The organism is Rahnella ecdela, from assembly GCF_019049625.1.
Classification (GTDB): Bacteria; Pseudomonadota; Gammaproteobacteria; order Enterobacterales; family Enterobacteriaceae; genus Rahnella; species Rahnella ecdela.
This window is the reverse complement of the sequence record NZ_JAFMOY010000122.1, coordinates 40685-66207: the sequence shown is the minus strand read 5'-3', so window position 1 is coordinate 66207 and position 25523 is coordinate 40685. Positions and strand designations below refer to the sequence as shown.

At 53.7% G+C, this 25523-nt stretch carries 24 protein-coding genes; 9 read left to right on the top strand and 15 right to left on the bottom strand.

The genetic code is table 11. The features are described from left to right. Positions 1 to 144: 144 nt before the first annotated feature. On the top strand, positions 145 to 1497 hold the full coding sequence (gene glpT, locus J1784_RS09795; RefSeq protein ID WP_217149034.1) for a glycerol-3-phosphate transporter: 1353 nt from the start codon (positions 145 to 147) through the stop codon (positions 1495 to 1497). A gap of 75 nt (positions 1498 to 1572) precedes the next feature. Here glpT and yigL read toward each other — a convergent pair whose 3' ends face one another. Both yigL and pldB read right to left on the bottom strand, forming a co-directional pair. Further along, positions 1573 to 2382 (bottom strand): sugar/pyridoxal phosphate phosphatase YigL, encoded by an 810-nt coding sequence (gene yigL / locus J1784_RS09790; protein WP_217149033.1) that lies wholly within the window; start codon positions 2380 to 2382, stop codon positions 1573 to 1575. Positions 2383 to 2430: 48 nt separating this feature from the next. After that, positions 2431 to 3423 carry a lysophospholipase L2 gene (pldB, locus tag J1784_RS09785; protein ID WP_217149032.1) on the bottom strand — a complete coding sequence of 331 codons (993 nt, stop codon included), beginning with the start codon at positions 3421 to 3423 and terminating at the stop codon, positions 2431 to 2433. Between the two features lie 121 nt (positions 3424 to 3544). On the opposite strand from pldB, the gene rhtB reads away from it, so the two are divergent. After that, positions 3545 to 4165, top strand: coding sequence for a homoserine/homoserine lactone efflux protein (rhtB, locus tag J1784_RS09780; RefSeq protein WP_120134479.1), 621 nt, complete (start codon positions 3545 to 3547; stop codon positions 4163 to 4165). A gap of 62 nt (positions 4166 to 4227) precedes the next feature. On the opposite strand, the gene rhtC is transcribed toward rhtB, so the two are convergent. The 3 genes from rhtC to pldA all read right to left on the bottom strand — a co-directional run bounded on the left by rhtC (position 4228) and on the right by pldA (position 7727). Continuing rightward, the gene (gene rhtC, locus J1784_RS09775; protein WP_217149031.1) at positions 4228 to 4845 is read right to left on the bottom strand and encodes a threonine export protein RhtC; all 618 of its coding nucleotides are present in this window, start codon (positions 4843 to 4845) and stop codon (positions 4228 to 4230) included. Positions 4846 to 4886: 41 nt separating this feature from the next. Beyond that, on the bottom strand, positions 4887 to 6719 hold the full coding sequence (recQ, locus tag J1784_RS09770) for an ATP-dependent DNA helicase RecQ (RefSeq protein WP_217149030.1): 1833 nt from the start codon (positions 6717 to 6719) through the stop codon (positions 4887 to 4889). Positions 6720 to 6848: 129 nt separating this feature from the next. Then, positions 6849 to 7727: a phospholipase A gene (pldA, locus tag J1784_RS09765; protein ID WP_217149029.1), complete on the bottom strand. Its 879-nt coding sequence runs from the start codon at positions 7725 to 7727 to the stop codon at positions 6849 to 6851. Between the two features lie 254 nt (positions 7728 to 7981). Here pldA and J1784_RS09760 point away from each other — a divergent pair, with 254 nt between their 5' ends. Together J1784_RS09760 and rarD are read left to right on the top strand one after the other, a co-directional pair. Continuing rightward, the gene (locus tag J1784_RS09760) at positions 7982 to 8464 is read left to right on the top strand and encodes a thioesterase family protein (protein WP_217149028.1); all 483 of its coding nucleotides are present in this window, start codon (positions 7982 to 7984) and stop codon (positions 8462 to 8464) included. A 46-nt stretch (positions 8465 to 8510) separates the two neighbouring features. Then, positions 8511 to 9425, top strand: coding sequence for an EamA family transporter RarD (gene rarD, locus J1784_RS09755; protein ID WP_217149027.1), 915 nt, complete (start codon positions 8511 to 8513; stop codon positions 9423 to 9425). Here the strand turns inward: rarD and J1784_RS09750 are convergent. From J1784_RS09750 to ysgD, 3 genes are all read right to left on the bottom strand, one after another. Then, complete coding sequence (locus tag J1784_RS09750; protein ID WP_420803963.1) at positions 9390 to 10442, bottom strand: AbrB family transcriptional regulator; 1053 nt, start codon at positions 10440 to 10442, stop codon at positions 9390 to 9392. The genes rarD and J1784_RS09750 overlap by 36 nt on opposite strands. A 152-nt stretch (positions 10443 to 10594) precedes the next feature. Then, positions 10595 to 11545: a magnesium/cobalt transporter CorA gene (gene corA, locus J1784_RS09745; RefSeq protein WP_104924058.1), complete on the bottom strand. Its 951-nt coding sequence runs from the start codon at positions 11543 to 11545 to the stop codon at positions 10595 to 10597. A 167-nt stretch (positions 11546 to 11712) separates the two neighbouring features. After that, positions 11713 to 11769, bottom strand: coding sequence for a YsgD/CorL family protein (gene ysgD, locus J1784_RS26875; RefSeq protein WP_369921081.1), 57 nt, complete (start codon positions 11767 to 11769; stop codon positions 11713 to 11715). A 205-nt stretch (positions 11770 to 11974) separates the two neighbouring features. Between ysgD and J1784_RS09740 the strand changes: the two genes are divergently transcribed. Then, entirely contained in the window at positions 11975 to 12451 is a 477-nt protein-coding gene (locus J1784_RS09740) for a WbuC family cupin fold metalloprotein (RefSeq protein WP_217149025.1), read from the top strand. A 121-nt stretch (positions 12452 to 12572) separates the two neighbouring features. Here the strand turns inward: J1784_RS09740 and uvrD are convergent, their stop codons facing one another. The 7 genes from uvrD to J1784_RS09705 form a co-directional block, all read right to left on the bottom strand. Then, complete coding sequence (gene uvrD / locus J1784_RS09735) at positions 12573 to 14738, bottom strand: DNA helicase II (protein ID WP_217149024.1); 2166 nt, start codon at positions 14736 to 14738, stop codon at positions 12573 to 12575. An 85-nt stretch (positions 14739 to 14823) separates the two neighbouring features. Continuing rightward, positions 14824 to 15540, bottom strand: coding sequence for a 5-amino-6-(5-phospho-D-ribitylamino)uracil phosphatase YigB (gene yigB, locus J1784_RS09730; RefSeq protein WP_217149094.1), 717 nt, complete (start codon positions 15538 to 15540; stop codon positions 14824 to 14826). Next, positions 15540 to 16451, bottom strand: a complete 912-nt coding sequence (gene xerC, locus J1784_RS09725) for a tyrosine recombinase XerC (RefSeq protein ID WP_217149023.1) — start codon at positions 16449 to 16451, stop codon at positions 15540 to 15542. Before xerC ends, yigB begins: the two co-directional genes overlap by 1 nt. Then, on the bottom strand, positions 16448 to 17152 hold the full coding sequence (locus tag J1784_RS09720; protein WP_217149022.1) for a DUF484 domain-containing protein: 705 nt from the start codon (positions 17150 to 17152) through the stop codon (positions 16448 to 16450). Before J1784_RS09720 ends, xerC begins: the two co-directional genes overlap by 4 nt. Beyond that, a complete protein-coding gene (gene dapF, locus J1784_RS09715; RefSeq protein WP_217149021.1) occupies positions 17149 to 17973 on the bottom strand; it encodes a diaminopimelate epimerase in 825 nt (274 codons plus the stop codon). The genes J1784_RS09720 and dapF overlap by 4 nt, the downstream gene beginning before the upstream one ends. A gap of 95 nt (positions 17974 to 18068) precedes the next feature. Continuing rightward, positions 18069 to 18272, bottom strand: a complete 204-nt coding sequence (gene lptM, locus J1784_RS09710; RefSeq protein ID WP_112290268.1) for an LPS translocon maturation chaperone LptM — start codon at positions 18270 to 18272, stop codon at positions 18069 to 18071. A gap of 158 nt (positions 18273 to 18430) precedes the next feature. Beyond that, a complete protein-coding gene (locus J1784_RS09705; RefSeq protein ID WP_217149020.1) occupies positions 18431 to 20989 on the bottom strand; it encodes a class I adenylate cyclase in 2559 nt (852 codons plus the stop codon). Positions 20990 to 21319: 330 nt separating this feature from the next. Here J1784_RS09705 and hemC point away from each other — a divergent pair, with 330 nt between their 5' ends. From hemC to hemY, 4 genes are read left to right on the top strand one after another with little or no spacing between them, the layout of a single operon-like run. Beyond that, on the top strand, positions 21320 to 22261 hold the full coding sequence (gene hemC, locus J1784_RS09700; RefSeq protein WP_217149019.1) for a hydroxymethylbilane synthase: 942 nt from the start codon (positions 21320 to 21322) through the stop codon (positions 22259 to 22261). Then, the gene (gene hemD, locus J1784_RS09695; RefSeq protein ID WP_217149018.1) at positions 22258 to 23007 is read left to right on the top strand and encodes a uroporphyrinogen-III synthase; all 750 of its coding nucleotides are present in this window, start codon (positions 22258 to 22260) and stop codon (positions 23005 to 23007) included. Before hemC ends, hemD begins: the two co-directional genes overlap by 4 nt. A gap of 13 nt (positions 23008 to 23020) precedes the next feature. Continuing rightward, positions 23021 to 24172, top strand: a complete 1152-nt coding sequence (gene hemX, locus J1784_RS09690) for a uroporphyrinogen-III C-methyltransferase (protein ID WP_217149017.1) — start codon at positions 23021 to 23023, stop codon at positions 24170 to 24172. Positions 24173 to 24175: 3 nt separating this feature from the next. Next, positions 24176 to 25372 (top strand): protoheme IX biogenesis protein HemY, encoded by a 1197-nt coding sequence (hemY, locus tag J1784_RS09685; RefSeq protein ID WP_217149016.1) that lies wholly within the window; start codon positions 24176 to 24178, stop codon positions 25370 to 25372. The last annotated feature ends 151 nt before the right edge of the window (positions 25373 to 25523 follow it).

The window sequence follows — 25523 nt, the reverse complement described above, 5'->3', positions numbered from 1 at the left end:
TATAAATGTAACAATTCCGTCATAAATCACAGTTCGTTTGTGCGCGAATGGCTAAAATGATGTTCGTTTTGGAACACCTTTGCTCCGCCATTTCATCCGTGGCTCATGATGAGTCCGACCTGATTTATGCCATCGGAGGCATTTATGCTCAGTATCTTTAAACCCGCGCCCCACAAAGCTCCTGTTGATGAGGCTCACGTCGATCCGCTTTACCGCCGTCTCCGCTGGCAAATCTTCATGGGGATTTTCTTCGGGTATGCGGCCTACTATCTGGTGCGCAAAAATTTCGCGCTGGCCATGCCTTATCTGATTGATCAGGGCTTCTCCCGTGGCGATCTCGGGTTTGCGCTGTCCGGGATTTCCATCGCGTACGGCATCTCAAAATTCATTATGGGTTCGGTCTCTGATCGCTCTAATCCGCGCGTGTTTTTACCCGCCGGTTTGATTCTGGCCGCAGCGGTGATGTTGTTTATGGGCTTCGTGCCCTGGGCAACGTCAAGCATCGCCATTATGTTCGTGCTGTTGTTCCTGTGTGGCTGGTTCCAGGGCATGGGCTGGCCACCGTGCGGTCGCACTATGGTTCACTGGTGGTCACAGAAAGAACGTGGCGGCGTGGTGTCGGTATGGAACTGCGCGCATAACGTCGGCGGCGGTATTCCTCCGTTGCTGTTCCTGCTGGGTATGGCATGGTTTAACGACTGGCACGCGGCGCTGTATATGCCCGCTTTCGGCGCGATCCTGCTGGCCGTCTTTGCCTTCATGACCATGCGTGATACGCCGCAATCTTGTGGTCTGCCACCGATTGAAGAGTACAAAAATGATTATCCGCCGGACTATGTAAAAGAGTCTGCGGAACAGGAACTGACGGCAAAACAGATATTTATGCAGTATATTTTGCCTAACAAATTGCTCTGGTATATCGCGCTGGCTAACGTTTTTGTCTATCTGCTGCGCTACGGCATTCTCGACTGGTCACCGACCTACCTTAAAGAAGTGAAGCATTTCGCGCTGGATAAATCCTCATGGGCGTATTTCCTTTATGAATACGCAGGTATCCCCGGCACGCTGCTTTGCGGCTGGATGTCAGACAAAGTGTTTAAAGGCAACCGCGGCGCCACCGGCGTGTTCTTTATGGTGCTGGTGACTATCGCAACGGTGGTTTATTGGCTCAATCCGGTCGGCAATCCGGGTATTGATATGGCCTGTATGATCACCATCGGCTTCCTGATTTACGGGCCGGTGATGCTGATTGGTTTACATGCACTGGAACTGGCACCGAAGAAAGCAGCCGGAACCGCGGCAGGCTTTACCGGTCTGTTTGGTTATCTGGGCGGCTCAGTCGCGGCAAGCGCGATTGTGGGTTATACCGTGGATTACTTTGGCTGGGACGGCGGTTTTATCGTGATGATCGCGGGTTGCGTGCTGGCCGTTCTGCTGCTGGTGCTGACCATGCTGAGTGAGAATAAGCACAAAGCGCAGCTGGCAAGAAATGGCTGATTTCAGCGGGTAATAAGATAGCCAAAGCAGGGCAAACGCCCTGCTTTGGTATGACGATTTTAGTTTTACAGCAGATCAGCTTTCTTCAGCCAGATACATCTTGCGCAGGTAATGCGGCACGGCGTCGTCGGCGTTGGAGCCGATGATTTCCGCATCCGGCATGGCGGCTTTCAGGCGCGGCAACGAACCGCTCATCAGACAGCCTTTACCGGCCATCGTCAGCATTTCAAGGTCATTCAGACCATCACCAAATGCGATGCAATCTTTCAGTGAATAGCCCATCAGCTTGGAAACATATTCCAGCGCATGGCCTTTCGATACGCCACCCGCCATCACTTCCAGACACACCGGTAACGAGAAGCTGACGTTAACACGGTCGCCCCAGCGCGCATTGATCGCTTCTTCGAGCGGCAGCAGTTTGTCGTGATCTTCACAGGTGAAATACACTTTGCAGATCCCATCGGTTTCCAGCCAACCCGGTTCAAACAGTTTGTATTTAAAAACGGATTCGCGGAAGAAATCGTCCTGATCTGCGCGGTCACGGTTCATGTACCAGTCATCGTTGCGATAAACGTTGGTCAGAATATCCGGGTTGTTATGCATGATGCCAAACAGATCTCTGGCGATGTCTTCATCCAGATTGTGCGAGAAAATCAGATCGCCGTCGGTATTATGCACGCGCGCACCGTTGGAGGTGATCATGTACGCACTGATTTCCAGATTGTCGCGCATCTGCGCCACGTCGATATGGTGACGCCCGGTGGCGAACACAAAATGCACGTCGCGCTGTGTCAGCAGTTTCAGCGTCTCTTTGGCGAACGGGCTCAGGGTATGATCAGGTGATAGCAGCGTGCCATCTAAATCGGAAGCAACAACATGGTACATAGCGTTAGGTTCTAACCTCTGATGGAGTTGTGCGCGGCGAACCGCGGATTAATGCTGTCGCGCAAAAAAGCGCATGATAGCGTCCAGCGCCTGTGCCCTCAGGTCGTCCCGTTCAAACAGGATCTCATGGCGCGCGCCTTCGATGACCAGCGGTTTTTCCCCTTCACAAGGGTGCCCCGCAACGGCCATGGCCTGACAAAAAGCAAGATGGGACCGGTTATCCACCACACGGTCTTCGCTCGCCTGCAATAAAAGAACAGGAGTGGAGATTTTTTCGGCTTCTTTGAGGATATGCATCCCCGCCTCAATTCCTTCACGCACCCAGTGATAGGTAGGTCCGCCGACCTGCAACTCAGGGTAATCCGCGTAAAAACGCAGATTGCGGCGATAACGTGCGCGGCTGTGCGTGAGCTGGTTGACCACAAACGGCAGCGGCCGCCAGTGTCCCGTACCCAGCGCATAACCATCGCGACGAACCGGACGATTCTCTGCCCAGTTAAGAATGCGGCGGGATAACCAGTCCGGCATCGGCAAATAAATACCGGTCATCGGTGCGAGTAACGCCGCGGCATCGAAATTCTGCGGATTTTTCGCCAGGTACAGCGCCAGGATCGCACCGCCCATGGAGTGTGCCAGCGCAAACTTTTTAGTGTACTGACGCGGCGCAATCTCCAGCTGATAAAAGCGGTCGAAATCTTCCACATAATCGTCAAAGTGCTTCACATGGCCGCAATGCGGATCGTCGAGCATACGCCCGGAACGCCCCTGCCCGCGGTGATCGATAATCATGACATCGTAGCCGCAATGGAATAAATCGTAAGCCACTTCAGGATATTTTACGTAGCTTTCTATACGCCCCGGTGACACCACGATGACTTTATCGTGCTCAGGGGAACAAAACCGGACGTAGCGGATAGGCACATCATCAACGCCGCTAAACTCACCTTCTTCGCGTGTCCGCCAGAAATCCAGCAAAGGCCCGGTCGCAAAGGCTGCAAACTCCTTCTCACGTGTTAACCACTTCGCAAAATTCACAGGCATTCAATGATCCAGAGTCGTCAAACGGAGAGGAAGAAAGTGTTATTTGTGAGTTATAGCGCAATTATAGACAATGGCGTATTGTGCCATAAAACAACCTAAAACGTACTCAGGGAGTCTCGCAATGACACTGGACTGGTGGTTAACCTACCTGCTCACCACTTCTATTTTAAGTTTATCACCCGGTTCCGGCGCGATTAATACCATGAGTACGGGCATCAGCCACGGCTATCGTGGTGCCGTGGCATCGATTGCCGGCTTACAGCTCGGTTTGACCATCCACATCGTGCTGGTGGGTATCGGGCTGGGCGCGCTGATTTCATCATCACTGATGGCCTTTGAAATTCTCAAATGGCTCGGTGCGGCATACTTAATCTGGCTGGGTATTTGCCAGTGGCGTTCTGCCGGTGCGATTGACCTGAACGCGCTCGCAAGCAGTATGCCGCGTCGTCGTCTGTTCAAACGCGCCATTCTGGTGAACCTTACCAATCCAAAAAGCATTGTGTTTCTTGCCGCACTATTCCCACAGTTTATCATTGCTCACCAGCCGCAGGCTGCACAATACGTGGTACTGGGCACGACAACGGTCGTGGTCGATATCATTGTGATGATTGGTTACGCGACGCTGGCCACCCGAATCGCCAACTGGGTAAAAGCCCCGAAACAGATGCAGTTGCTGAACCGCATTTTCGGCTCGCTGTTTATGCTGGTCGGTGTGCTGCTGGCGAGTGCCAGAAAGGTATAATCTTTCAGAATGCAAAAAGGGTTCGGTATCAACCGAACCCTTTTTTTTAAAAATTTTTCTGATTAACGGTTCATGATCAGCGCGATGCCAAAACCTGCAAACACCACGCCCGCCACACCATCAATCCATTTTGCTAAACGCTGATACCCGCGACGCATTTTCGGCAGGGCAAAAACCAGCGCCACTAACGAGAACCATGCCAGGGTTTCAACAACGATCAGCAGGAATATGCCCAGACGCTCGCCGCCGCTGACGCTGTCACCAACAAACATGGAGAACACGCTGCCGAAATAAATTACGGCTTTAGGATTCGAAAGATTGGTCAGCAGTCCGCGCATAAACGTGCGACCACGGGCAGGCAAGGCCACCGTTGTATCATCGCCGCTTTGCTTTTTAGCACGTGCGGATTTCAGCAACTGCCAGCCCATCCAGCACAAATACAGGCCACCGCCGACGGTAATAATCTGATGCAACCAGGCCATTTTTTGAAGAATTAAATGTAAGCCCATCAGCGCAACGGCGGCCCAGACCAGAACGCCCAACGTAATGCCAATCACACCCATCATGGCTTCTTTACGCGACCGGCTGGCAGCGGTTTGTGAAACAAAGAAGAAGTCCGGCCCCGGACTCATCAGCGCGATCAGATGAACCATCGCAACCGTCAGGAATAACATCAGCATGATTAACTCTCTGTATTATGTGTAGGTAGGGAACAGAACTCTTATTCGTCGCCGTTATCGATATGGTCACGGATCATGGTCATAAACGGTCGCCCGAATTTCTCCAGCTTACGCTGCCCGACGCCCGTGATATCCAGCAAATCGCTCGGACTGACGGGCAGATGCTCAGCCATTTCCAGCAGCGTCGTGTCGTTAAACACCACGTATGGCGGCACGTTATTTTCATCCGCCAGCGACTTACGCAGTTTGCGCAATTTGGCAAAGAGCTTGTGATCGTAGTTTCCGCCGTACGTTTTCTGGCGGGAAGTACTTTTAATCTTCAGCGTCTGAATTCGTGGTACCGCCAGCTGTAACGGGATTTCGCCGCGCAACACCGGACGTGCCGATTCAGTCAGTTGTAACGCGGAATGCATGGCGATATTTTGCATCACCAGCCCGAGGTGGATGAGCTGGCGAACCACACTGGTCCAGTGCTCGTTACTGTGTTCTTTGCCAATACCGTAAACCGAAAGCTTTTCGTGACCGTATTCGCGGATACGCTGATTGTTCGAGCCGCGCAGCACTTCGACCACATAACCCAGACCAAAACGCTGCCCGACGCGTGCGATGACTGACAGCGCTTTCTGCGCGTCCAGCAAACCGTCGTAGCGTTTTGGCGGATCCAGGCACACGTCGCAGTTACCACAGGCGTTCTGTTTACCTTCGCCAAAGTAATTGAGCAACACCAGACGGCGGCAGGTTTGCGCTTCGGCAAACGCGTTCATCGCGTTGAGTTTGTGACGTTCCACATCCTGTTGCGCGCCAGCCGGTTTTTCTTCCAGACAGCGGCGCAGCCAGGCCATATCGGCCGGATCGTAAAGTAGTACGGCTTCCGCAGGGAGGCCATCACGTCCGGCACGGCCTGTTTCCTGATAATAAGATTCAATGGTGCGCGGAATATCGAAGTGCACCACAAAACGCACGTTAGGTTTGTTGATGCCCATGCCAAACGCGACGGTAGCGACCACAATTTGCAGGTCATCGCGCTGAAAACCTTCCTGCACGCGGGCGCGCGTTTCGTTATCCAGCCCGGCGTGATACGCGCCGACGCTCAGCCCGCGGCTTTGCAGGCGGGCGGCAGTGTCTTCCACTTTAGCGCGGCTGTTACAGTAAATAATGCCGCTTTTGCCGCGCTGATCCTGCACAAAGCGGATCAACTGATCGAGCGGCTTAAATTTTTCCACCAGCGTATAACGGATATTCGGACGGTCGAAACTGCTGACTTCAATCAGCGGATCGTTCAGTTCCAGCAGACGGACAATATCGTTACGGGTGGCTTCATCGGCGGTTGCGGTCAGCGCAATCACCGGTAACTGCGGATAGCGCAGTTTCAGCTGGCCGAGCGCACGGTATTCCGGACGGAAATCGTGACCCCATTGGGAAATACAGTGAGCTTCATCCACGGCGAGCATCGCCGGATTCCACTGTTGCAGTTGTTCGAGGAAATCGCCCATCATCAGGCGTTCCGGCGCGATATACAGCATTTTGATCCGCCCCGCGCGGCAACCGGCCATCACTTCCAGCTGTTGGTCACGGGTTTGGGTCGAGTTCAGGCAGCCGGCTTCAACGCCCGCCGCCATCAATTGGTCGACCTGATCTTTCATCAGGGAAATGAGCGGCGAAACGACCAACGTCAGGCCATCCATCACCAGTGCAGGGATTTGATAGCACAGCGATTTACCGCCGCCTGTTGGCATCACTACCAGACAATCCCGGCCAGAAATGGCGGTGTTGATAATAGTTTGCTGGCCTGGTCTGAATTGCTGATAGCCGAAGGTATCGCGTAATACCTGATGAGCCAGCTCTTCTTTGTTTATCACTGCCGCCGTAGACACTCAATTCCCCAACTGTTCAAACCACCCGGCTAAGCCCAAAAGCCGCCGGGGCTGTACTGCACCGACATAATATACCCTAAATTATCCGCAATGCCGCTAACGCAACTGCAACCAGACGTATGGCGGGAATTACATAATGTCGTTAAGCATGATACCGACGCCGATACGGGTTTGCTTGTGGTTATAGTCGATCAGGGATTCACCGTACCCGCTGAAGACCTGAGTATAGAAGCGAACCTGCTTGGAAATCGGGTAGCTCCAGCCAGTGGTTGCTCCGCCGTAACCGGTATTCCAGTTGTAACGACTTTCCACGCTGAACACGCTGTCGCCCCACGCATAACCGACTTTCAGGCGGTAATAGCCCATGTATTTGTTGATGTCCGGGTTATCGTCGTTTTCATCGCTTTCAGGGATGCGGTACCAGGGTTTTAAATCCACCTGCCAGTTGCCGTGTTGCGCCATGAAACGGGCATAAACACGGTTCCAGCTGCGGGAAGTCGGGTCTGAGCGGCCGTTAGACTGATGGACAACGCCGTATTCTGCTTCACGCAGCGTCCAGCCGAGGAAATCATAATCCGTCGCCCAGGCGAGGAAGAGCTGCGGTTCATAGTTGGTTTCACGAAAAGGCGAAGACCCGGCGCGGTTGGAAAGCTGCCAGAAAGAGTTTTGTGTATAAGATCCACCGAGAACCGAGTTATCACCCGCAATACCGCGCCACAGAGGGAACGCCAGACTGAGCTGGAATTCCACTTCATCATGCTTTGCTTCATTTGCCCAGTCATAAGACTGAATCGCTTTCTTATTGATATTGCTGGTATCGGTATACAGCAGGAAGTTAGGTTCGTAAGGATACAAGGTGAACGGATTGTCGTGCTCCTGCAGCATATTCGCAATAATGCTTCCGCGCACAGCAGGTTTATCATGCACTTCCTGTACCGTGGCTTCTTCTGCAAAGCCTGCTAATGGCAACGCCAACAATGTGGCCCCGACAGCCCAATTTATACGCATTATTCCTTACCCTCACCCTAAGTTATTGATTAATTATTTTTTGAAATAATCCCGCTGTCTGTTCCGTCATTTACTGGCTAAAAGCAGAAAAATCTCGCAGCAGAGTATTTTACACTCGAATACATTTCCACATGAATATGTAATACATTTATCGTTCGTCAGGTAGTAATCCCTTTCTGTCGCACCTAAAATCAACACTTCGTTAACTTTTTCGGCGAACATACGGTCCACTCGTTTTCGTCAGGAATTCATTCATGTCTGCTTCATCTCTCAGCCACGAGGCTGCCCTGCAACTGATCGGCAATATTTTCGTCTACGATATGCCGTTTAACCGCGAACTGGGCCTCGAGCTGAAACGTCTCGACTGCGACTACGCAGAATTAAAATTTACCAACCAGACCAAACTGGTTGGCAATGCCGCACAAAGAATTCTGCACGGCGGCGTGATTGCGGCGGTGCTGGATGTCGCTGCCGGTCTGGTGTGTGTGACCAGTTCGCTTATCCGCCGCGACAAACCCGATCACCCGTTGCTGGAAGCGGAAATGCGCCAGCGGCTGTCAAAGATGGGCACTATTGATTTACGCGTGGATTATCTGCGTCCGGGCCGTGGTGATTACTTTATTGCTTCGGCAAGCCTGGTGCGCGCAGGCAATAAAGTTTCTGTGGCGCGTGTCGATCTGCACAACGAGACCGGCGTTCACATTGCCACGACCACGGCGACCTATATGGTCGGCTGAAATCAGGTAAACTCCGCTTCTTTCCTTACTTTTTTTCAGGTACCTCATGGACGCACAACGTACCCGGCAAGGTGTTATTTTTGCCTTCATCGCCTATCTAATTTGGGGAGTCGCACCCGCGTACTTCAAGCTGATCAAACAGGTTCCTGCTGACGAAATTCTGACTCACCGGGTGATCTGGTCATTCTTCTTTATGTTAGTGCTGCTCTCCGTCAGCCGCAGCTGGGGCGATGTCCGGCGGGTACTGGGACAACCGAAGAAAGTCGGCATGTTACTGATTACTGCCCTGCTTGTCGGTGGGAACTGGCTGATTTTTATCTGGGCGATAAATCATGATCACATTCTGGAAGCCAGTCTCGGCTACTTTATCAATCCGCTGGTGAATGTGGTGCTCGGTATGCTGTTTTTGCGGGAAAGGTTCCGCAGTTTACAATGGTTTGCCGTCGCGCTGGCTTTTGCCGGGGTACTGGTGCAGGTATGGATTTTTGGTTCGGTACCAATCATCGCCATCGGGCTGTCACTGACGTTTGCCTTTTACGGTCTGCTGCGTAAAAAAATCGGTGTGGATTCGCAAACCGGTATGCTGATTGAAACGCTGTGGCTGCTGCCGGTTGCGGGAATATACCTGTTCTTTATCGCCAACAGTCCGACCAGCAATCTGGCCGCCAATCCGTGGCCGCTGGATTTACTGCTGATGGCTGCCGGGATTATTACTACCATTCCGCTGCTGTTCTTCACCGCCGCCGCCGCCCGCCTGAAGCTTTCAACGCTGGGCTTTTTCCAGTATCTCGGCCCGACGCTGATGTTCCTGCTGGCGGTGGTGTTTTACGGTGAAACCGTCAATACGTCGCAGCTCATCACCTTTGGGTTTATCTGGGTGGGCTTGCTGTGCTTTATCACCGACGCGCTTTATACGCAGGGCCGTTTACGTCGAGGAGGACGCGGGCACAGCGCTGCGTGAAATAAAGCGCGCCATCGCCGGACCGGTTGCCAGGATGGTGATCAAACGCAACGTCTGCATCGCCATCACAAACCCTAAATCCGCATGACTGCCCGCCGCAATTATCGCCACGGTATCCAGCCCGCCCGGGCTGGTCGCCAGATACGCCGTCAGCATATCCACACCCAGCAATTTGGTCAGCACCCACGCCATACCGCCGCAAATCAGCATCAGCCCGATAATCGACGCAATCATCTGCGGCAACGTGCGCAATGCCAGTTTGAAAATAGGACGCGTGAACCGCAATCCGACACTCCAGCCAATCAGCGTGTAAGCCATCGCAAGTAACCATTCAGGCACCTCTAAGGTCACGGTTCCGGTGGAATGTAAGACCGCACCGACCACCGCCGGAAGCAGTAATGCGCCGGAAGGAATACGCAGGCGCGGCCCGAGCCAGACGCCCGCCAGCGCCAGAAATAGCGTGGCGAAAAAGCGCCACGTCAGAGGCGGAAACCACACGACCGCAGCCGCCAGCGACGCGCTGTCGCCCATCGCCATACGCGCTACAAATGCGGCAGCCGTGGCAACAAACAGCACGCGCAGATACTGCATAAACGCCACCAGACGCACGTCTGCCCCGAAATCACCGGCCATAGCCACCATCGCACTGGCACCGCCGGGGGATGAACCCCACGCACCGGTCGGGCCGGGTAGCTGGCTAAAACGCACCAGCAACCAACCGGAAAGTCCGCTGGCGAGCAGCGTGGCGACCAGCACCATCAGCACCAGCGGCCAGTCATTGAGTAACGGGGGTAATATCGATGGCGACAAGCTTTGGGCAATCATACAACCCAAAATGCCCTGAGATATTTTGAAAAATAGCGGGTGGATACGCACGCTGGCGCCCAGCAGCCCCATGATGACGCCGATAATCATCGGCCCCAGTAACAGTGCGGCTGGCACATGGAAGGTCTGAAAAATAATGCCCAGGACAAGCGAGGCAACAACGAGGATAAACCACTGGCCCGCCGGAGCCATCCTTTCCATCAACATGGGTTCTGGTCTGTAGTTAAGAGAATTCAACGCTCTTTATTAACATATTTCAAACACCGGTGGGAACCGCAGGGGGAAACAACGCAGGAATTTCCCTCTCAGAATGCGCCTGAGAGGGAGAAATTTTGTCTGTCCGGTTATAACCAGTTTTTACGTTTGAAGTACAGATAAGGTGCCAGACCGGCGAGGATCATCAGTGCAATCGCACCCGGATAACCGAATGACCATTTCAGCTCAGGCATGAATTCGAAGTTCATCCCGTAGCTGGATGCCACCAGCGTTGGTGGCAGGAATACGACGGATACCACCGAGAAAATCTTGATGATGCGGTTCTGCTCGATGTTGATAAAGCCCATCGCCGCCTGCATCAGGAAGTTCACTTTCTGGAACAGGGATTCGTTGTGCGGCAGCAGGGATTCGATATCGCGTAATACTTCGCGCGCCTGCTCCAGCTGACCTGCCGGTAAACGGGCTTTACGCACCAGGAAATTCAGCGCGCGCTGGGTATCCATCAGACACAGACGGACTTTCCAGCCGATATCTTCCAGTTCTGCCAGCGTGGAAAGCGCGGCGTCATATTCGTCGCCCTGATGCCCTTCCATAATCACGCGGCTGAGTTTTTCCAGATCGCTGTAAATATTTTCAATTTCGTCCGCCAGCTGTTCGATTTTGGTTTCGAACAAATCCAGCAGCAATTCATAAGCATTTCCATCGACCAGTTTCTGGTTGCGGGCACGCATACGGTAAAGGCGAAATGCCGGTAATTCGCGCTCACGCAGAGTGTACAGACGGCCTTCGCGCACGGTAAATGCGACGGTGCTGTTGCCCGCATGGTCTTCGGCATCTTCGTAATAAAAGAAGGAGTGAATGTGCAGACCGTCTTCGTCTTCAAAGAAACGCGCAGAGGCTTCGATGTCGTCCAGTTCAGGACGCGTCGCCAGGCTTTGCCCTAATTCACATTGAACGCGCTCACGTTCCTGCTCGTCAGGCTCAACCAGATCGACCCACAGTGAAGTTTTGAGATCGTCTGACTCGTCCAGCTCTAAACGGGATAAGCGGCTGTTTTCTAATTTAAAAGCACTCAGCATGTGCCCGTTCTCCCAAAAATTACGGAAAGTGGACAACGCGTTGAAGCACAGAAAATCACGGAGTGAAAAAAGTCACCGGCGTAATTCAGACCAAATTCAGATCTGACTCACAGCGACAGAACGGGGGTCGCTGACAACCACTAAGGCCATCAGCAATGAGGAGGGCCTTAGAAGTGGTACCTGGAAAACAGGTTATTGAGCCAGTATCTACTGGGTGTGTCCAAGGCGCAGTTCCTCATTGATAATAGTGCGCGCATGTTACGACGGTAATAAAAAGACTGTCAACCGCCAACAAATCTATTCTGGCAACATTAATGCATAAATTTCAGGCGGTATTGATAACCTTTCCCGGCTTATGTCTGGCCGTTTTTTTGGCTACACTCAGACACCGTATTTCTCCGATACCAGGCTTCTCAGGCAGAGACTGAAATGATTAAACAAATAAACCAGGACACGCTGTGTGATCTGATCACCAAAGCCGCTCATTCCCCGCGACTGCGCCAGAATCTGAATATCCATCCGGCACCGGAAGATGACGTGCAACGTCTGGCAATTGCGATGGAACCGGGTACATATGTGCGCATCCACCGCCATCCGCACACCTGGGAAATGCTGACCGCCCTGCGCGGACGTTTTCTGGTACTGATTTACGATAACAGCGGTAAAGTCACCGACCGTCTGTGGCTCGGCGCAGAAACCCGTCTGCTGGAAATCCCGGCCAATACCTGGCACAGCGTGTTATCCCTCGACGAAGGTGGCGTGATTTTTGAAGTGAAACATGGCGCGTATCAGCCCGTGCAGGAACAAGACTATCTGTCAGGCACGCCGCCGGAAGGCGAAGAAGGCGTAAAAGAAACGCTGGAATGGTATGCGAAAGCCGAAGTGGGTGAGGTTTTCGCCCTTTAATACACCGCTGTGCAAGCGTCAGCGGCGCAGGGCTTTTGAGTGCGGACAGCGCGCAGCAACCGGAGCGTACTAAAGTACGTGAGGATTGCGAGCACTGCCCAAGCTCAAAAGCACCAGTAAGCTAGTTTGCGGCTTCTAACCTGGCGTAGGCGGCAACGAGCCACTTGATCCCCTCGCCCGGAAACGCCACTTGCAACCGGCTGTGTTCGCCGCTGCCTTCCATGTTGACGATGGTGCCTTCACCGAATTTTGGATGCGTGACGCGCTGACCGAGTTTGAAACCGGTATCGCTGACGCTGGTTGGCGTGCCAACGCTGCGGTTGCTCATCGGGCGTGACACGTTGGCGCGCATCCTGACTTCTTCGACACAATCTTCCGGTAATTCACCAACGAAACGCGACGGACGATGTGAGACTTCTTTGCCGTATAAGCGGCGGGTTTCGGCGTAAGTCAGGGTCAGTTTCTGCATGGCGCGGGTGACGCCAACGTAGGCCAGACGACGTTCTTCTTCCAGACGACCGCCTTCTTCCAGCGACATCTGGCTCGGGAACATGCCTTCTTCCATCCCGACGATAAACACCTGCGGGAATTCCAGACCTTTCGCCGAGTGCAGCGTCATCAGCTGGGTGGCATCCTGATTGGCATCCGCCTGCCCTTCACCTGCTTCGAGCGCAGCATGCGACAGGAACGCCTGCAACGGCATCAGGTCTTCGTCTTCATCCTGATAGCTGAACTGACGCGTCGCCGTCACCAGTTCCTCTAAGTTTTCAATTCGCGCCTGACCTTTTTCGCCTTTTTCCTGCTCATACATAATGAACAGGCCGGAATCCTTGATCACCCGGTCAGTCTGCACGTGCAGCGGCATGTCTGACGTTTCATGTGCCAGCGCGTCCACCAGTTCGGTGAAACGTTGCAGGGAAGACGCTGCACGGCCCGCCAGCACCTTCTCCTGTAACAGCGCACGCGTAGCCTGCCACATGGTCAGCTGACGGTCACGGGCGGTCTGGCGCACCACATCGAGCGTGCGGTCACCGATGCCGCGCGTCGGGGTGTTCACCACGCGCTCGAACGCCGCATCATCATTGCGGTTGGACATCAGGCGCAGATACGCCAGCGCATCTTTGATTTCCTGACGGTCGAAGAATCGCTGCCCGCCATAAATTCGGTAAGGCATCGCCATCTGCAACAACGCTTCTTCCAGCACACGCGACTGGGCATTGCTGCGGTAAAGAATGGCGCAATCTTTCAGTGCACCGCCGTTGTCCTGCCAGGTTTTGATGCGGTTAACCACAAACCGCGATTCATCCAGTTCGTTGAATGCGCAATACAGTGAAATCGGTTCACCCTCGCCGTCTTCGGTCCACAGGTTTTTCCCCATACGACCGTTGTTGTTTTCAATCAGCGAGTTAGCGGCTTTCAGAATGGTGCTGGTCGAGCGGTAGTTCTGCTCCAGACGGATGGTTTCCGCATTCGGGAAATCTTTCAGGAAGCGCTGAATATTTTCGACCTGCGCCCCGCGCCAGCCGTAGATCGACTGGTCATCGTCGCCGACGATCATCACGTTATTGTTGTCGCCCCCCAGCAGACGGATCCACGCGTACTGAATGCTGTTGGTGTCCTGGAATTCGTCCACCATCAGGTTGGTAAAGCGTTCGCGATAATGCTGCAAAATATGCGGCTTGTTCAGCCAGAGTTCATGGGCGCGCAGCAGTAACTCGGCGAAATCCACCAGCCCGGCGCGGTCACAGGCTTCCTGATAGGCCTGATAAATGCGTAACCAGGTCGCTTCGACAGGATTGTTATACGTTTCAACGTGCTGTGGGCGCAAACCCTCGTCTTTTTTGCCGTTGATGTACCACATCGCCTGACGCGGCGGCCATTGTTTCTCGTCGATGTTCAGCGCTTTGATCAAGCGCTTAATCAGCCGCATCTGGTCGTCGCTGTCGAGGATTTGGAAATCCTGCGGCAGATTAGCGTCCAGATGGTGCGCACGCAGCAAGCGGTGCGCAAGGCCGTGGAAGGTCCCAATCCACATGCCACCCTGACTGGTACCAATCAGCTGGTCGATACGGTGGCGCATTTCCGCCGCCGCTTTGTTGGTGAAGGTGACCGCCATAATGGAATATGGCGAGCACTTTTCTACTGCCAGCAGCCATGCAATGCGGTGAACCAGCACGCGGGTTTTGCCACTGCCTGCCCCGGCCAGCACCAACAGATTGCTGCGCGGCGCGGCCACGGCTTCACGTTGTTTTTCATTCAGGCTGTCGAGCAGGTCAGAAACGTCCATAGGCACCGTTTGTCAGGATGAGAAAAGCACTCACCAGGTGAATGCTTTTCTACTGTGAATTTATACAGAGTAATTTAAGAAGGGATTATAGCAATGCTGTCAGCGATGCCAACTGCGAAATCTCAATATGCGGTAACAGGCGGGCATCCTTAATGTGCATCAGGTCGCCTTCGCGCAAATTAATCCAGCACGATTGCATGCCGCAACGCACGGAACCCGCGACGTCCGTCGTCAGGTCATCGCCTACATGGAGGATGTTTTCAAGCGGAATATCCAGCTTCATCGACGCCTTTTTATACATGTCGGCGTAAGGTTTCGCCCGTCCATGATCGCCCGCACGCAAGGTAAACTGGAAATATTGCGCCAGACCGCAGGCGTGCGGATCGGCATTGCCGTTGGTGATCGCCACTAAAGGCCAGCGTTCGGCAAGAGAGGCCAGCGCGTCGTGATTTTCTCCCGGCACATAAATCCGGCTACGCCACAGGGCGAAGGTTTCCATCGCGGCTTTTGTGCCGAGTTTCGCGTCACTTTCGCTCAGGCCCGCACGCGTCATTGCCAGCAATACGGCCTGACGACGCCATTCGGTGACGTCGTGATAAATCTCAGCGTCCTCTGCCAGCAATTCTGCACGCATCAGGCGGATGGTGTCCGGTGCCATTTCAGCCAGTGACGGATGGAAACCCTGAATCGATTTCAGCGTTTCAGAATCGGTACGACGAATAACATCGTAATTGTCATACAGCGTGTCGTCTAAATCGAAAGTGATCGCTTCAATGCGTTTCAGCGGACGATAGAACTTCATCATGATTTTCCTCGTTTTGCGCGGGGATGCGCGGCGTCGTAAACCGTCGCCAGATGTTGAAAGTCCAGATGGGTATAGATTTGTGTCGTGGACAAATTCGCGTGGCCCAGCAGTTCCTGTACTGCGCGTAAATCACCGCTGGATTCCAGTACATGCGTGGCAAACGAGTGACGCAGTTTATGCGGATGAATATGGCTGTTGACGCCCTGTTTCACGCCCCATTCGGCAAAACGCTTCTGAACATTCCGCGCAGAAATACGGCTGCCTTTGCTCGACAAAAACATCGCGTCATCCTGCGGATTAAAATCAGCGCGGCGTTCCAGCCAGTGCTTGAGCCAGGTGACGGCAGTGCGCCCGATCGGCACCTTGCGTTCTTTACTGCCTTTACCCAACACGCGCACTTCGCCGGAGGCCATATCGATATGCTTACAGTCGATACCCACCAGTTCAGAAAGACGCAGTCCGCCGCCGTACATCACTTCCAGCATCGCGCGGTCACGCACGGAAAGCGGATCGTTGAGGTCGATTTCCAGCAGTTTATTCACCTCATCGACATCAAGATTCTTTGGCAGATGTTTCGGTGAGCGTGGCGTGGAAATCCCTTTGGCAGGATTGGCGCTTAATACGCCCTGACGCACCAGCCAGTCGAGAAAACTGCGCAGCGAAGACATGCGCAGCGCCAGACTGGAAGGCCCTAAACCGGCGCGCTTGCTGCGCGCGAGTAACATGCGGACTTTTGGCGCATCGAGTTGCTGCCAGTGAGAAATACCTATTTCGCCGGAAATGGCGATCAGGGCTTCTAACTGGCGGCTGTAATTGGTGGTGGTAAGCGGACTGAGTTGACGTTCGACGTGCAGGTAACGCAGAAACGCCTCCACTGCGGGATAGAGAGGCGATTCGGTGTGGCTCATACCCGTTCTATCCAGCGTTCCAGCAGGCCGGGTAACATTTTAGCCAGCTGATCGAGTAAGACCGTGCCCATCCCCGGCTGATAGTGTTGCGGGTCGCGGCTGCTGAAAATCAGCATGCCCAGTTCGCCCTGCTCACCCATCAGGGAAAGCGCGACGGAACCGACAGCTTTGGCCTGCGGCAATAGCAGCAACAGTTCAGGACCATTCAGGCCGCCGAGATAGTGCGGGGTTTCACCCAGCCGCTGAATACGCATTGATTCAAACGCCCCGCGACTCACCGCCAGATGGGTGAAATCAGAAGGGGCACCGATACGCCAGCCTTCACTGAACAGACGCACATTGGCGCCCGCCAGTCCGAGACTGCGCGCCCAGCGTTGCAGGCGGTTAAGCATATCCTGCAAACTACTGGCCGCCGCGAGCGTGGCCTGCAACTCGATCATCCGTCCGAACAACGATTCGTTGATCGAGGCCTGCTCCATCAGCAAGGTAATTTCTTCTTCAAGCTGCGCAATCTGATGACGCTGACGTCCGAGCTGCCATTCAACCAGCGAAATGCTGCCTTTCACCGGATGCGGTACGTGCATCTGCTCGACACTGCGGGCATTGCGAATAAAGAAATCCGGGTTTTGCAGCAGATATTGCATCACGCTGTCGTCGTCGAGTGCTATCACCGGTTCAATCTGGTCATCAAGATTGTTCATAGATGAATAAATCCGTCGTAAACATGAGTGGCAGGTCCGGTCATATACAGCGGGTGACCCGGCCCTTTCCAGCGAATTTCGAGGCTGCCTCCCGGCAGTTCCACCTGAACTTCTTCAGCAAGTAACCCTTGCTGGATACCGACTGCAACAGCGGCACAAGCACCACTTCCGCACGCCTGTGTTTCACCGGCACCCCGTTCGTACACGCGCAATTTCACGCTTTCCGGACTGAGGATCTGCATGAACCCCACGTTCACACGCTCGGGAAAACGCTCGTGGCTTTCCAGCAACGGCCCGAGGACATCGACTTCTGCCGTTAACACGTCCTCGACCTGCAATACGCAGTGCGGGTTTCCCATCGACACTACGCCGCAGAATACTGTGCGCTCTTCTGCACGCAGAATATAGGTCTTTTCCGGTTTCGCTGCACGGAAAGGAACCTGTTGCGGTTCAAACACCGGCTCACCCATATTGACCTGAACTTCTTCATCTTCCGTTACCGTCAGCACCATGCGGCCAGTCTGCGTACTGACGCGAATATCGCGTTTGTTGGTCAGACCTTTAATGCGGACAAAGCGGGCAAAGCACCGCGCGCCATTGCCGCACTGCGCCACTTCGCTGCCGTCTGCATTGAAAATACGGTAATGAAAATCTAATTCGGGGTCATAAGGTGGCTCTACCACCAGCAGCTGGTCAAAACCCACGCCACGGTGACGATCGGACAAACGGCGGATCAACTCAGGCGAGAAGTAGACATTTTGAGTGACGGCATCAACGACCATAAAATCGTTTCCCAGGCCGTGCATTTTGGAGAACTGCATAACTGACTCCGTTTACCGCTGGTCAAATCCAGTCGCGATGATCCCTGAAGGAAAGGGCTCCGGCAGTACTGCACGAAACCCCCGGCACTGGCCGGTTAATCTCTGGAATTAGTCGTGAGATCTTCTGGTGATACACCTTTCTGCTGCGATGAACCGTCGTTAGCAGTACCTGGAACATTACTGGTTTTCTGAGTCGTTGATTTTTCCGGTGGTGGGAAATACAACGGCCCTTTCAGTCCGCAACCGGAGAGAGAAAATAATATCGTCGCGGCCAGAGACCAGCGTAAAGCGTTTTTCATTTTATGAATGCCCGTAATTCATGCGACCAAGCTCTCTATAATCGCAGGTGGATCATGAAAAGCAACAGGAATCGATAAAACACGCGGGCACATTTTCAGGGTTTAAGGAGAAGGAAAGCCAGATATTCTGCCGCGTGTCCGGGATTGGGACGTCTTTTCTAATGCAACTGAAATTGCTGTTTCAACCGGGAAGGTTCGACTTCAGTTTCAGGCAAAGGCGCGCAGGTCGCAGATAACGCGTTGCTGCGAAATGGGATCACCTGAATGCGCTCATCAAGGGACACAATCTGGTAGAACTGCGGCAGGTTAAAGTTGATGAAGCTTGAGCCGTAGGTAAACCGGTCGTGCGAGGAGGAGTAAAAGCGACTGACGTCACGCACCAGATCTTCTTTACTGCCTTCACAATGGTGATAGACCTCGACGCGGTTCGACTCGTCGAGAATGTAGATATTAAAACCAATGTCGTCAGCGCTGTCTTCAAAGAAGAACTGAATGATCCCTTCGCTGGCGTAGCCGTCAATGACCGCAGGCAAATGCGCCTGGTCAGTCTGCAATTTCACCGACAATCCGTGCAGTTTGTTGTTGGAAATCGCACCGTAAAACTCGATGGCGTTTTCCAGCTTCTGCACTGAAACACTCAGGCGTTCGAAGAACAGACCCCAGGTTTGTCCCGCGACACGCACGGCTTTGAAACGGCCAGGTTCGAGACGTTTGCTCGAGAGGCGAAGTTCGATGCATTCCGACACCAGCTGCTGAACACGCGTGCGGATAAGGCCGCGTAAATGCTGGCTGTAGCAGAACACTTCCACCGATTCCGGCGGTGCGGCGTCCTGATGCATTTTGCCCAGAATGGTTTTCAGCGCTTCCAGCACCGCCTGTTCACCGCTGAAGTGCAGCGTACGCACTTCGTTCCACGAGTTGCGATAAAGCAGGTCGATACTGCCGACCATACATTCCTGATTCTGCCCGAAGCTGAAAACATCCAGTTTACGGAAATCGAAATGCACCACCTGATTGCGGAAGGCCGCAGTCGGATCGTGTTCCAGATTGACGATAATTGCTAAGTGGCGAATTTCACACGGGCTGTACAGCGCTTTCGGCGTCGGTGCAGCCAGTCGCAGCGGGAAGTTATGCGAAACATCCGCCACCAGTTCGCGCAATTTAGCGATATCACACAGACTGCCACTTTTAATGTGCAGGCGCGTGGTGGACGTCAGCAGACCGTTGAAATAGGCCCACGCCACCAGTTTGTTCAGATAACGGTTATATTCCAGCGGCTGATGGCTGACGATGGATTCCATCGACGGCGACTGGTTATACAGATACCAGCCGGTGCGGTTTGCACGACCAATCGGCACATGAATAAAGGTTAAATCGTTCTCAGACAAGTCAGGCGAAATCTGCGGGTTCACCAGCGTCACTTTGCCCGGCAGCGCTTCAAATGCGGCATACAACTTACGGGTCAGCACGCCGATATCCTGCGGGCTGGCGCTGACACTTAAATTGTTGCGACGGGCAAAGCGGATCAGGTTGCGATAGCTTTGCATCATGGCATCGAGCAGTTCGTTATGCGCTTCGCGCACACGTTCGATTTTCCAGTTCGCCCGGTTATCCAGGATCGCCAGACGCTCTTCATCCCAGCCCCATTCCGCCACCAGCTGGCTGAGAATTTCACGACGCCAGCCAACCGATGCACGTGCCCGGGAGAGTTTTTCGCAGACTTTTAAATAGAAACAGCGGCGGACTAAATCGAGGCGGGTAGTGTCTTCAATCTGGGTGAGATAGCGGGTCACGCGGTCGAGCATCATACAGTAAGGATCCAGCCCGAAGCTGACAATCTCACCCTGATGCAGACGTTGTTTGATATCCATCGCCAGTAACTGGGTTTGCGGGTATTCCCACGAATAGGCTTCCAGCAATAGCGTTTTAAGCACCGCTTTATAAGGAGAATCGATACTTTTATATAACTGCCACAGACTCGCGCCGAAATACTCTTCCGCCGAAAGCGTGCTGAGGCCGCCCAGATCCAGCCATTCATTCGGCGTCAGGGCGCCCTGCGCGTAAAGCGAAAGGACATATTCATCGTAATGGGCTTCTTCTTCGCCCGGCACCATATTCCACAGAATGCGTTTACCGGCCATACGCACCGCAGTGCGATAGAATTCGTCGAGTAATAAGATGTGCTGCGTTGAACCGCAGTCTTCGCCGCCCAGACTGCCACTTTCGTTATGACGGAAGCGGTTTTCGTCGATCAGGAAGAAGCTGACTTCCACGCCCAGCGAGGCCGCCCATTTTTCTAACAGGCTGCATTTTTGCTGTAAGCGGTTGCGTTCTTCGTTATCGAGCCAGGACTGATGACAGACCCAGATATCCAGATCAGAACTTTGGCTCTGACCGATTGAGGAGGTGCTGCCCATCGAATAGACGCCGGTTATCGGCAATTCGCCTTTAACCGTAGGTTCAAGTGCGCTGCCCCATTTATCTTCGAGGTCAGTCAGATAGGATTGCTGGGATTCATCAGGCGTGAAAATGCAGATACCATGCGGAACCTTACCTTCAAGGTATCCCGGCATCAGAGGGTGATGTTGATGTAAAAAGACAGGAAGCAGTGTGTAGACCTGTTGAAACGCAGGACCCATGGCTGCCAGCGCACGATCGACTCGTAACTGGTTGATCGCATCCAATCTTTGCTTCAATGTCTCGATGTAGAGGTACAAGACGTTTCGCCTGATTATACAGTGTCTGGAAATAACCCCGTTCCAAATCCGTCATTTATCGTGATGCTTATGCTTTGAACAATCATGATTGTGCAAATAGTTGACGAATAATTGCTGGAAACGTGATCAATTTAACACCTTGCTGATTGACCGTAAAGAAAGTAACGCACCACAATTACTCTTCCGCTTCTCTGGATTTTACCGTCTGTTCCATTAAGGAACAATTCCCCGCAGTAACCGTTGCCCTACTTTTCCGAATGGCTTCTTACGCTGACAGCTTTCTATTGTCAGTGGTAGGATGGTCACAGAGACAGTTAAACGGTAACAAACATGTTAGACAAAATCATTCGAATTGCCACCCGACAGAGCCCTCTGGCTCTGTGGCAGGCACAATATGTTCAAAGCCAGCTGATGGCCTGTCACCCCGGTTTGCAGGTGGAACTGGTCCCGATGGTCACTAAGGGCGATATCATTTTAGATACCCCGCTGGCCAAAGTGGGCGGCAAAGGTTTGTTTGTGAAAGAGCTTGAACTGGCGATGCTCGATGGCCGCGCGGATATTGCTGTGCACTCTATGAAAGATGTGCCGGTGGAGTTCCCGGAAGGCCTGGGACTGGTCACAATTTGTGAACGCGAAGACCCGCGCGATGCTTTCGTCTCAAATCATTATGCCAGTCTGGCCGAGTTGCCTCATGGCAGCGTAGTGGGTACCTCAAGCCTGCGCCGTCAGTGCCAACTGCGCCAGAAACGTCCGGATCTGGTGATCCGTGATTTGCGTGGCAATGTGGGCACCCGGTTATCCAAACTCGATAACGGCGAATACGATGCCATTATTCTGGCCGTCGCCGGACTCAAACGCCTGGGTCTTGAGAATCGTATCCGTACGGCGCTGACGCCGGAAGAGTGTCTGCCAGCGGTCGGACAGGGTGCCGTCGGCATCGAATGCCGTCTCGACGATCAAACCACCCGCGATTTACTCGCACCCCTGGCGCACCGCGAAACCACGGTACGCGTTGAGGCTGAACGGGCAATGAATATGCGCCTCGAAGGCGGATGTCAGGTGCCGATTGGCAGCTACGCTGAACTCGACGGCGACCAGCTGTGGCTGCGTGCGCTGGTTGGCGCACCCGACGGCAGCCAGATGGTGGCCGGCGAACGTCGCGGTCCTGCCGCTGACGCACACAGTATGGGCGTGGAACTTGCCGAAGAACTGCTGGCCAACGGGGCACGTGAAATTCTGCAAGAGGTCTATAAAGGGAACGCTCCCCAATGACCATTCTGGTTACCCGTCCCTCTCCGGCAGGAGAAAAGCTGGTTAACCGGCTGCGTACACTGGGCCGGGTAGCCTTTCATTCTCCGCTGATTGAATTTGCGCCGGGGAACCAGCTCGCAATGCTGCCGAACCTGCTATCCTCATTAAATCAGCAGGATCTGGTATTTGTACTCTCTCAACATGCCGTGAACTACGCCGATCGCGCATTACGTCAGTCTGCCACCCGCTGGCCGGATAACGTCAGCTATTATGCGATTGGCCGCACCACAGGCCTGCTGTTTCATCGTGCCAGCAGTCTCCCGGTTATCTATCCACAGGATGGGGAAACCAGCGAGATGTTATTGAATCTCCCGGCGTTGCAACGCATACAAGGCAAAAAAGCGCTGATATTGCGTGGCAATGGCGGAAGAGAATTGCTGGCCGAAACGCTCACCGAACGCGGCGTTGAAGTGACCTACTGCGAATGTTATCAGCGCAGCCCGGTTTACTATGATGCCAGCGAACAGAGCGCTCTCTGGCAACGCGCCGGAATTGATACGCTGGTCGTGACCAGCGGAGAAATGCTGCAACAGCTGTACCAGTTAGTTCCTGATTACTACCGAAACTCATGGTTACTGCGCTGTAATCTGGTCGTGGTCAGTGAACGTTTGGCAACCCTCGCCCGCCAGCTCGGCTGGCGTGCTGTTCGGGTTGCCGAGAATGCAGACAATGATGCGCTGATCCGCGCATTACAACTACCTGACTAAGGGATGTGCCAAAATGACGGAACAAAAAAAACCTTCCGCGCCGGATGAGAATGTTGTTATCTCCCCAGCGGTTGAGAGCCCCCAGCCAGAAGCTTCAGACCGTGACCAGGAGCTGACAACGCTGCGTAAAAAGCAACGTACCGCGCCGGTGTTAGGCGCTATCGCGATTGTATTAGTGATCGCACTTGGTGCTGGTCTTTACTATCACGGACACCAGCAATCGCTGGCCCAGGCCGCCTCCAACGAGGCGCTTTCTGCACAGCTTGATGCCCTGCAAAAAAGCCAGCAACAGGATAAGCAGCAAATCGCCGCCCTGCTCGCTCAGCAGGATAAAACCCAGCAGGCCGCTGACCGCCAGCAGGCGTCGTATGGCCGTCAGCTGAATGAGTTACAAGATAAAGTTGCCAGCATTTCAGGCAGCGATGCCAAAACCTGGTTACTGGCTCAGGCCGATTATCTGGTGAAACTCGCAGGTCGCAAGCTGTGGAGCGATCAGGATGTCACCACTGCGGCCGCACTGCTGAAAAGCGCCGATGCCAGCCTTGCGGACATGAATGATCCGAGCCTGATTGACGTGCGCCGCGCGCTGAACGAAGACGTGGGCAGCCTTTCTGCTGTTGCACAGGTTGATTTCGACGGTATCATTCTTAAGCTGAATCAGCTGTCAAATCAGGTGGATAACCTGCGTCTGGCCGACAATGACACTGACGATTCCCCGATGGACAACGACAGCTCAAGCCTGTCCGGTTCAATGACGGAATGGCGTCAGAACCTGACCAAAAGCTGGCACAACTTTATGGATGACTTCATCACCATACGCCGCCGTGATAGCAGTGCCGAGCCGTTGCTGGCCCCGAATCAGGATGTGTATCTGCGCGAGAATATCCGTTCGCGCCTGTTGATTGCCGCACAGGCCGTTCCGCGTCATCAGGATGAAGTCTACAAACAGTCGCTGGAAAGCGTATCGACATGGGTTCGCGCCTATTTTGATACGTCTGATCCGTCAACCAAAGCTTTCCTGGAAGAACTGGATAATCTCAGCCAGCAGTCCATTTCTATGGATGTACCTGACGAGCTGAAAAGCCAGCCGTTGCTGGAAAAGCTGATGCAGACCCGCGTGCGTAACCTGCTCCAGCAGCCCGCCGCCGCCACGCAGGGGGAATAACGCATGTTACGAGTCTTCGTGTTATTCCTGATTGTCTTCGCCGGGATTATTGTCGGCCCGATTCTGGCCGGCCACCAGGGCTATGTCCTGATCCAGACAGACAACTACAACATTGAAACCAGCGTCACCGGTTTAGTCATTATGTTGGTCGTGCTGATTCTGGTGCTGTTCTTTATTGAATGGATCCTGCGACGCGTTCTGCGCACCGGTGCACGTACCCGCGGTTGGTTTGCCGGGCGTAAAAGCTCTAAAGCACGCAAGCAAACTCATGCTGCGATGCTCAAACTGGCAGAAGGCGATCATCGCCAGATGGAAAAACTGCTGGCACGCAATGCCGATCACGCTGAACAGCCGGTGGTGAACTATTTACTGGCTGCGGAAGCGGCACAGCAGCGCGGCGATGACATCCGCACGAATCAGTATCTGGAACGTGCGGCCGAAATCGCTGATACCGATCAGATGCCGGTGGATATTACCCGCGTGCGTATTCAGCTGGCGCAGGGTGAAATTCATGCCGCGCGCCACGGCGTTGACCATTTACTCGGGCAGTCGCCACGCCATCCGGAAGTTTTACGTCTCGCGGAACAGGCCTATCTGCGTACCGGCGCGTACGGTTCGTTGCTGGAAATTTTGCCTTCGATGGCCAAAGCCGATGTTCGTAGTGACGATGAAATCCGCGTTCTTCAGGAACAGGCCTATATCGGCATGATGAATCAGCTGATGGCAGAAGAAGGCAGCGAAGGTCTGAAACGCTGGTGGAAAGATCAGAGTCGCAAAACCCGTCATGAAGTGGCGTTGCAGGTGGCAATGGCGACGCATCTGATTGAATGCAACGATCAGGATCTGGCGCAGGAAGTGATCCTAGACGGGCTGAAACGTCAGTACGACGACCGTCTGGTCGCGCTGATGCCTAAACTCCGTTCGGGTAATCCTGAGCAGCTGGAGAAAACTCTGCGTCAGCTCATCAAACAAAACGGCACCACACCGTTGCTGAGCAGCACGCTGGGTCAGTTGCTGATGAAGCATGGCGAATGGCAACTGGCGAGCGATGCGTTCCGTGAAGCGCTGAAACAACGTCCTGACGCGTATGATTATGCGTGGCTGGCTGACGCGCTGGATAAACTGCACAAACCGGCAGAAGCGGCCGAGATGCGCCGTGAAGGGCTGATGCTGACGCTGAATAATTCACAGCAACCGTAATAGAATTGCTGTTTGTAAAAGGCTCCTTCGGGAGCCTTTTTTATGGCGGTCGTAAATTTCAGGCAAAAAAAACACTTGTCTGGAAGACAAGTGTCTAAAAACAATCAGGTCTAGGACAACAGATTTAGTGCCTCACTCAACGTTTTGCCTT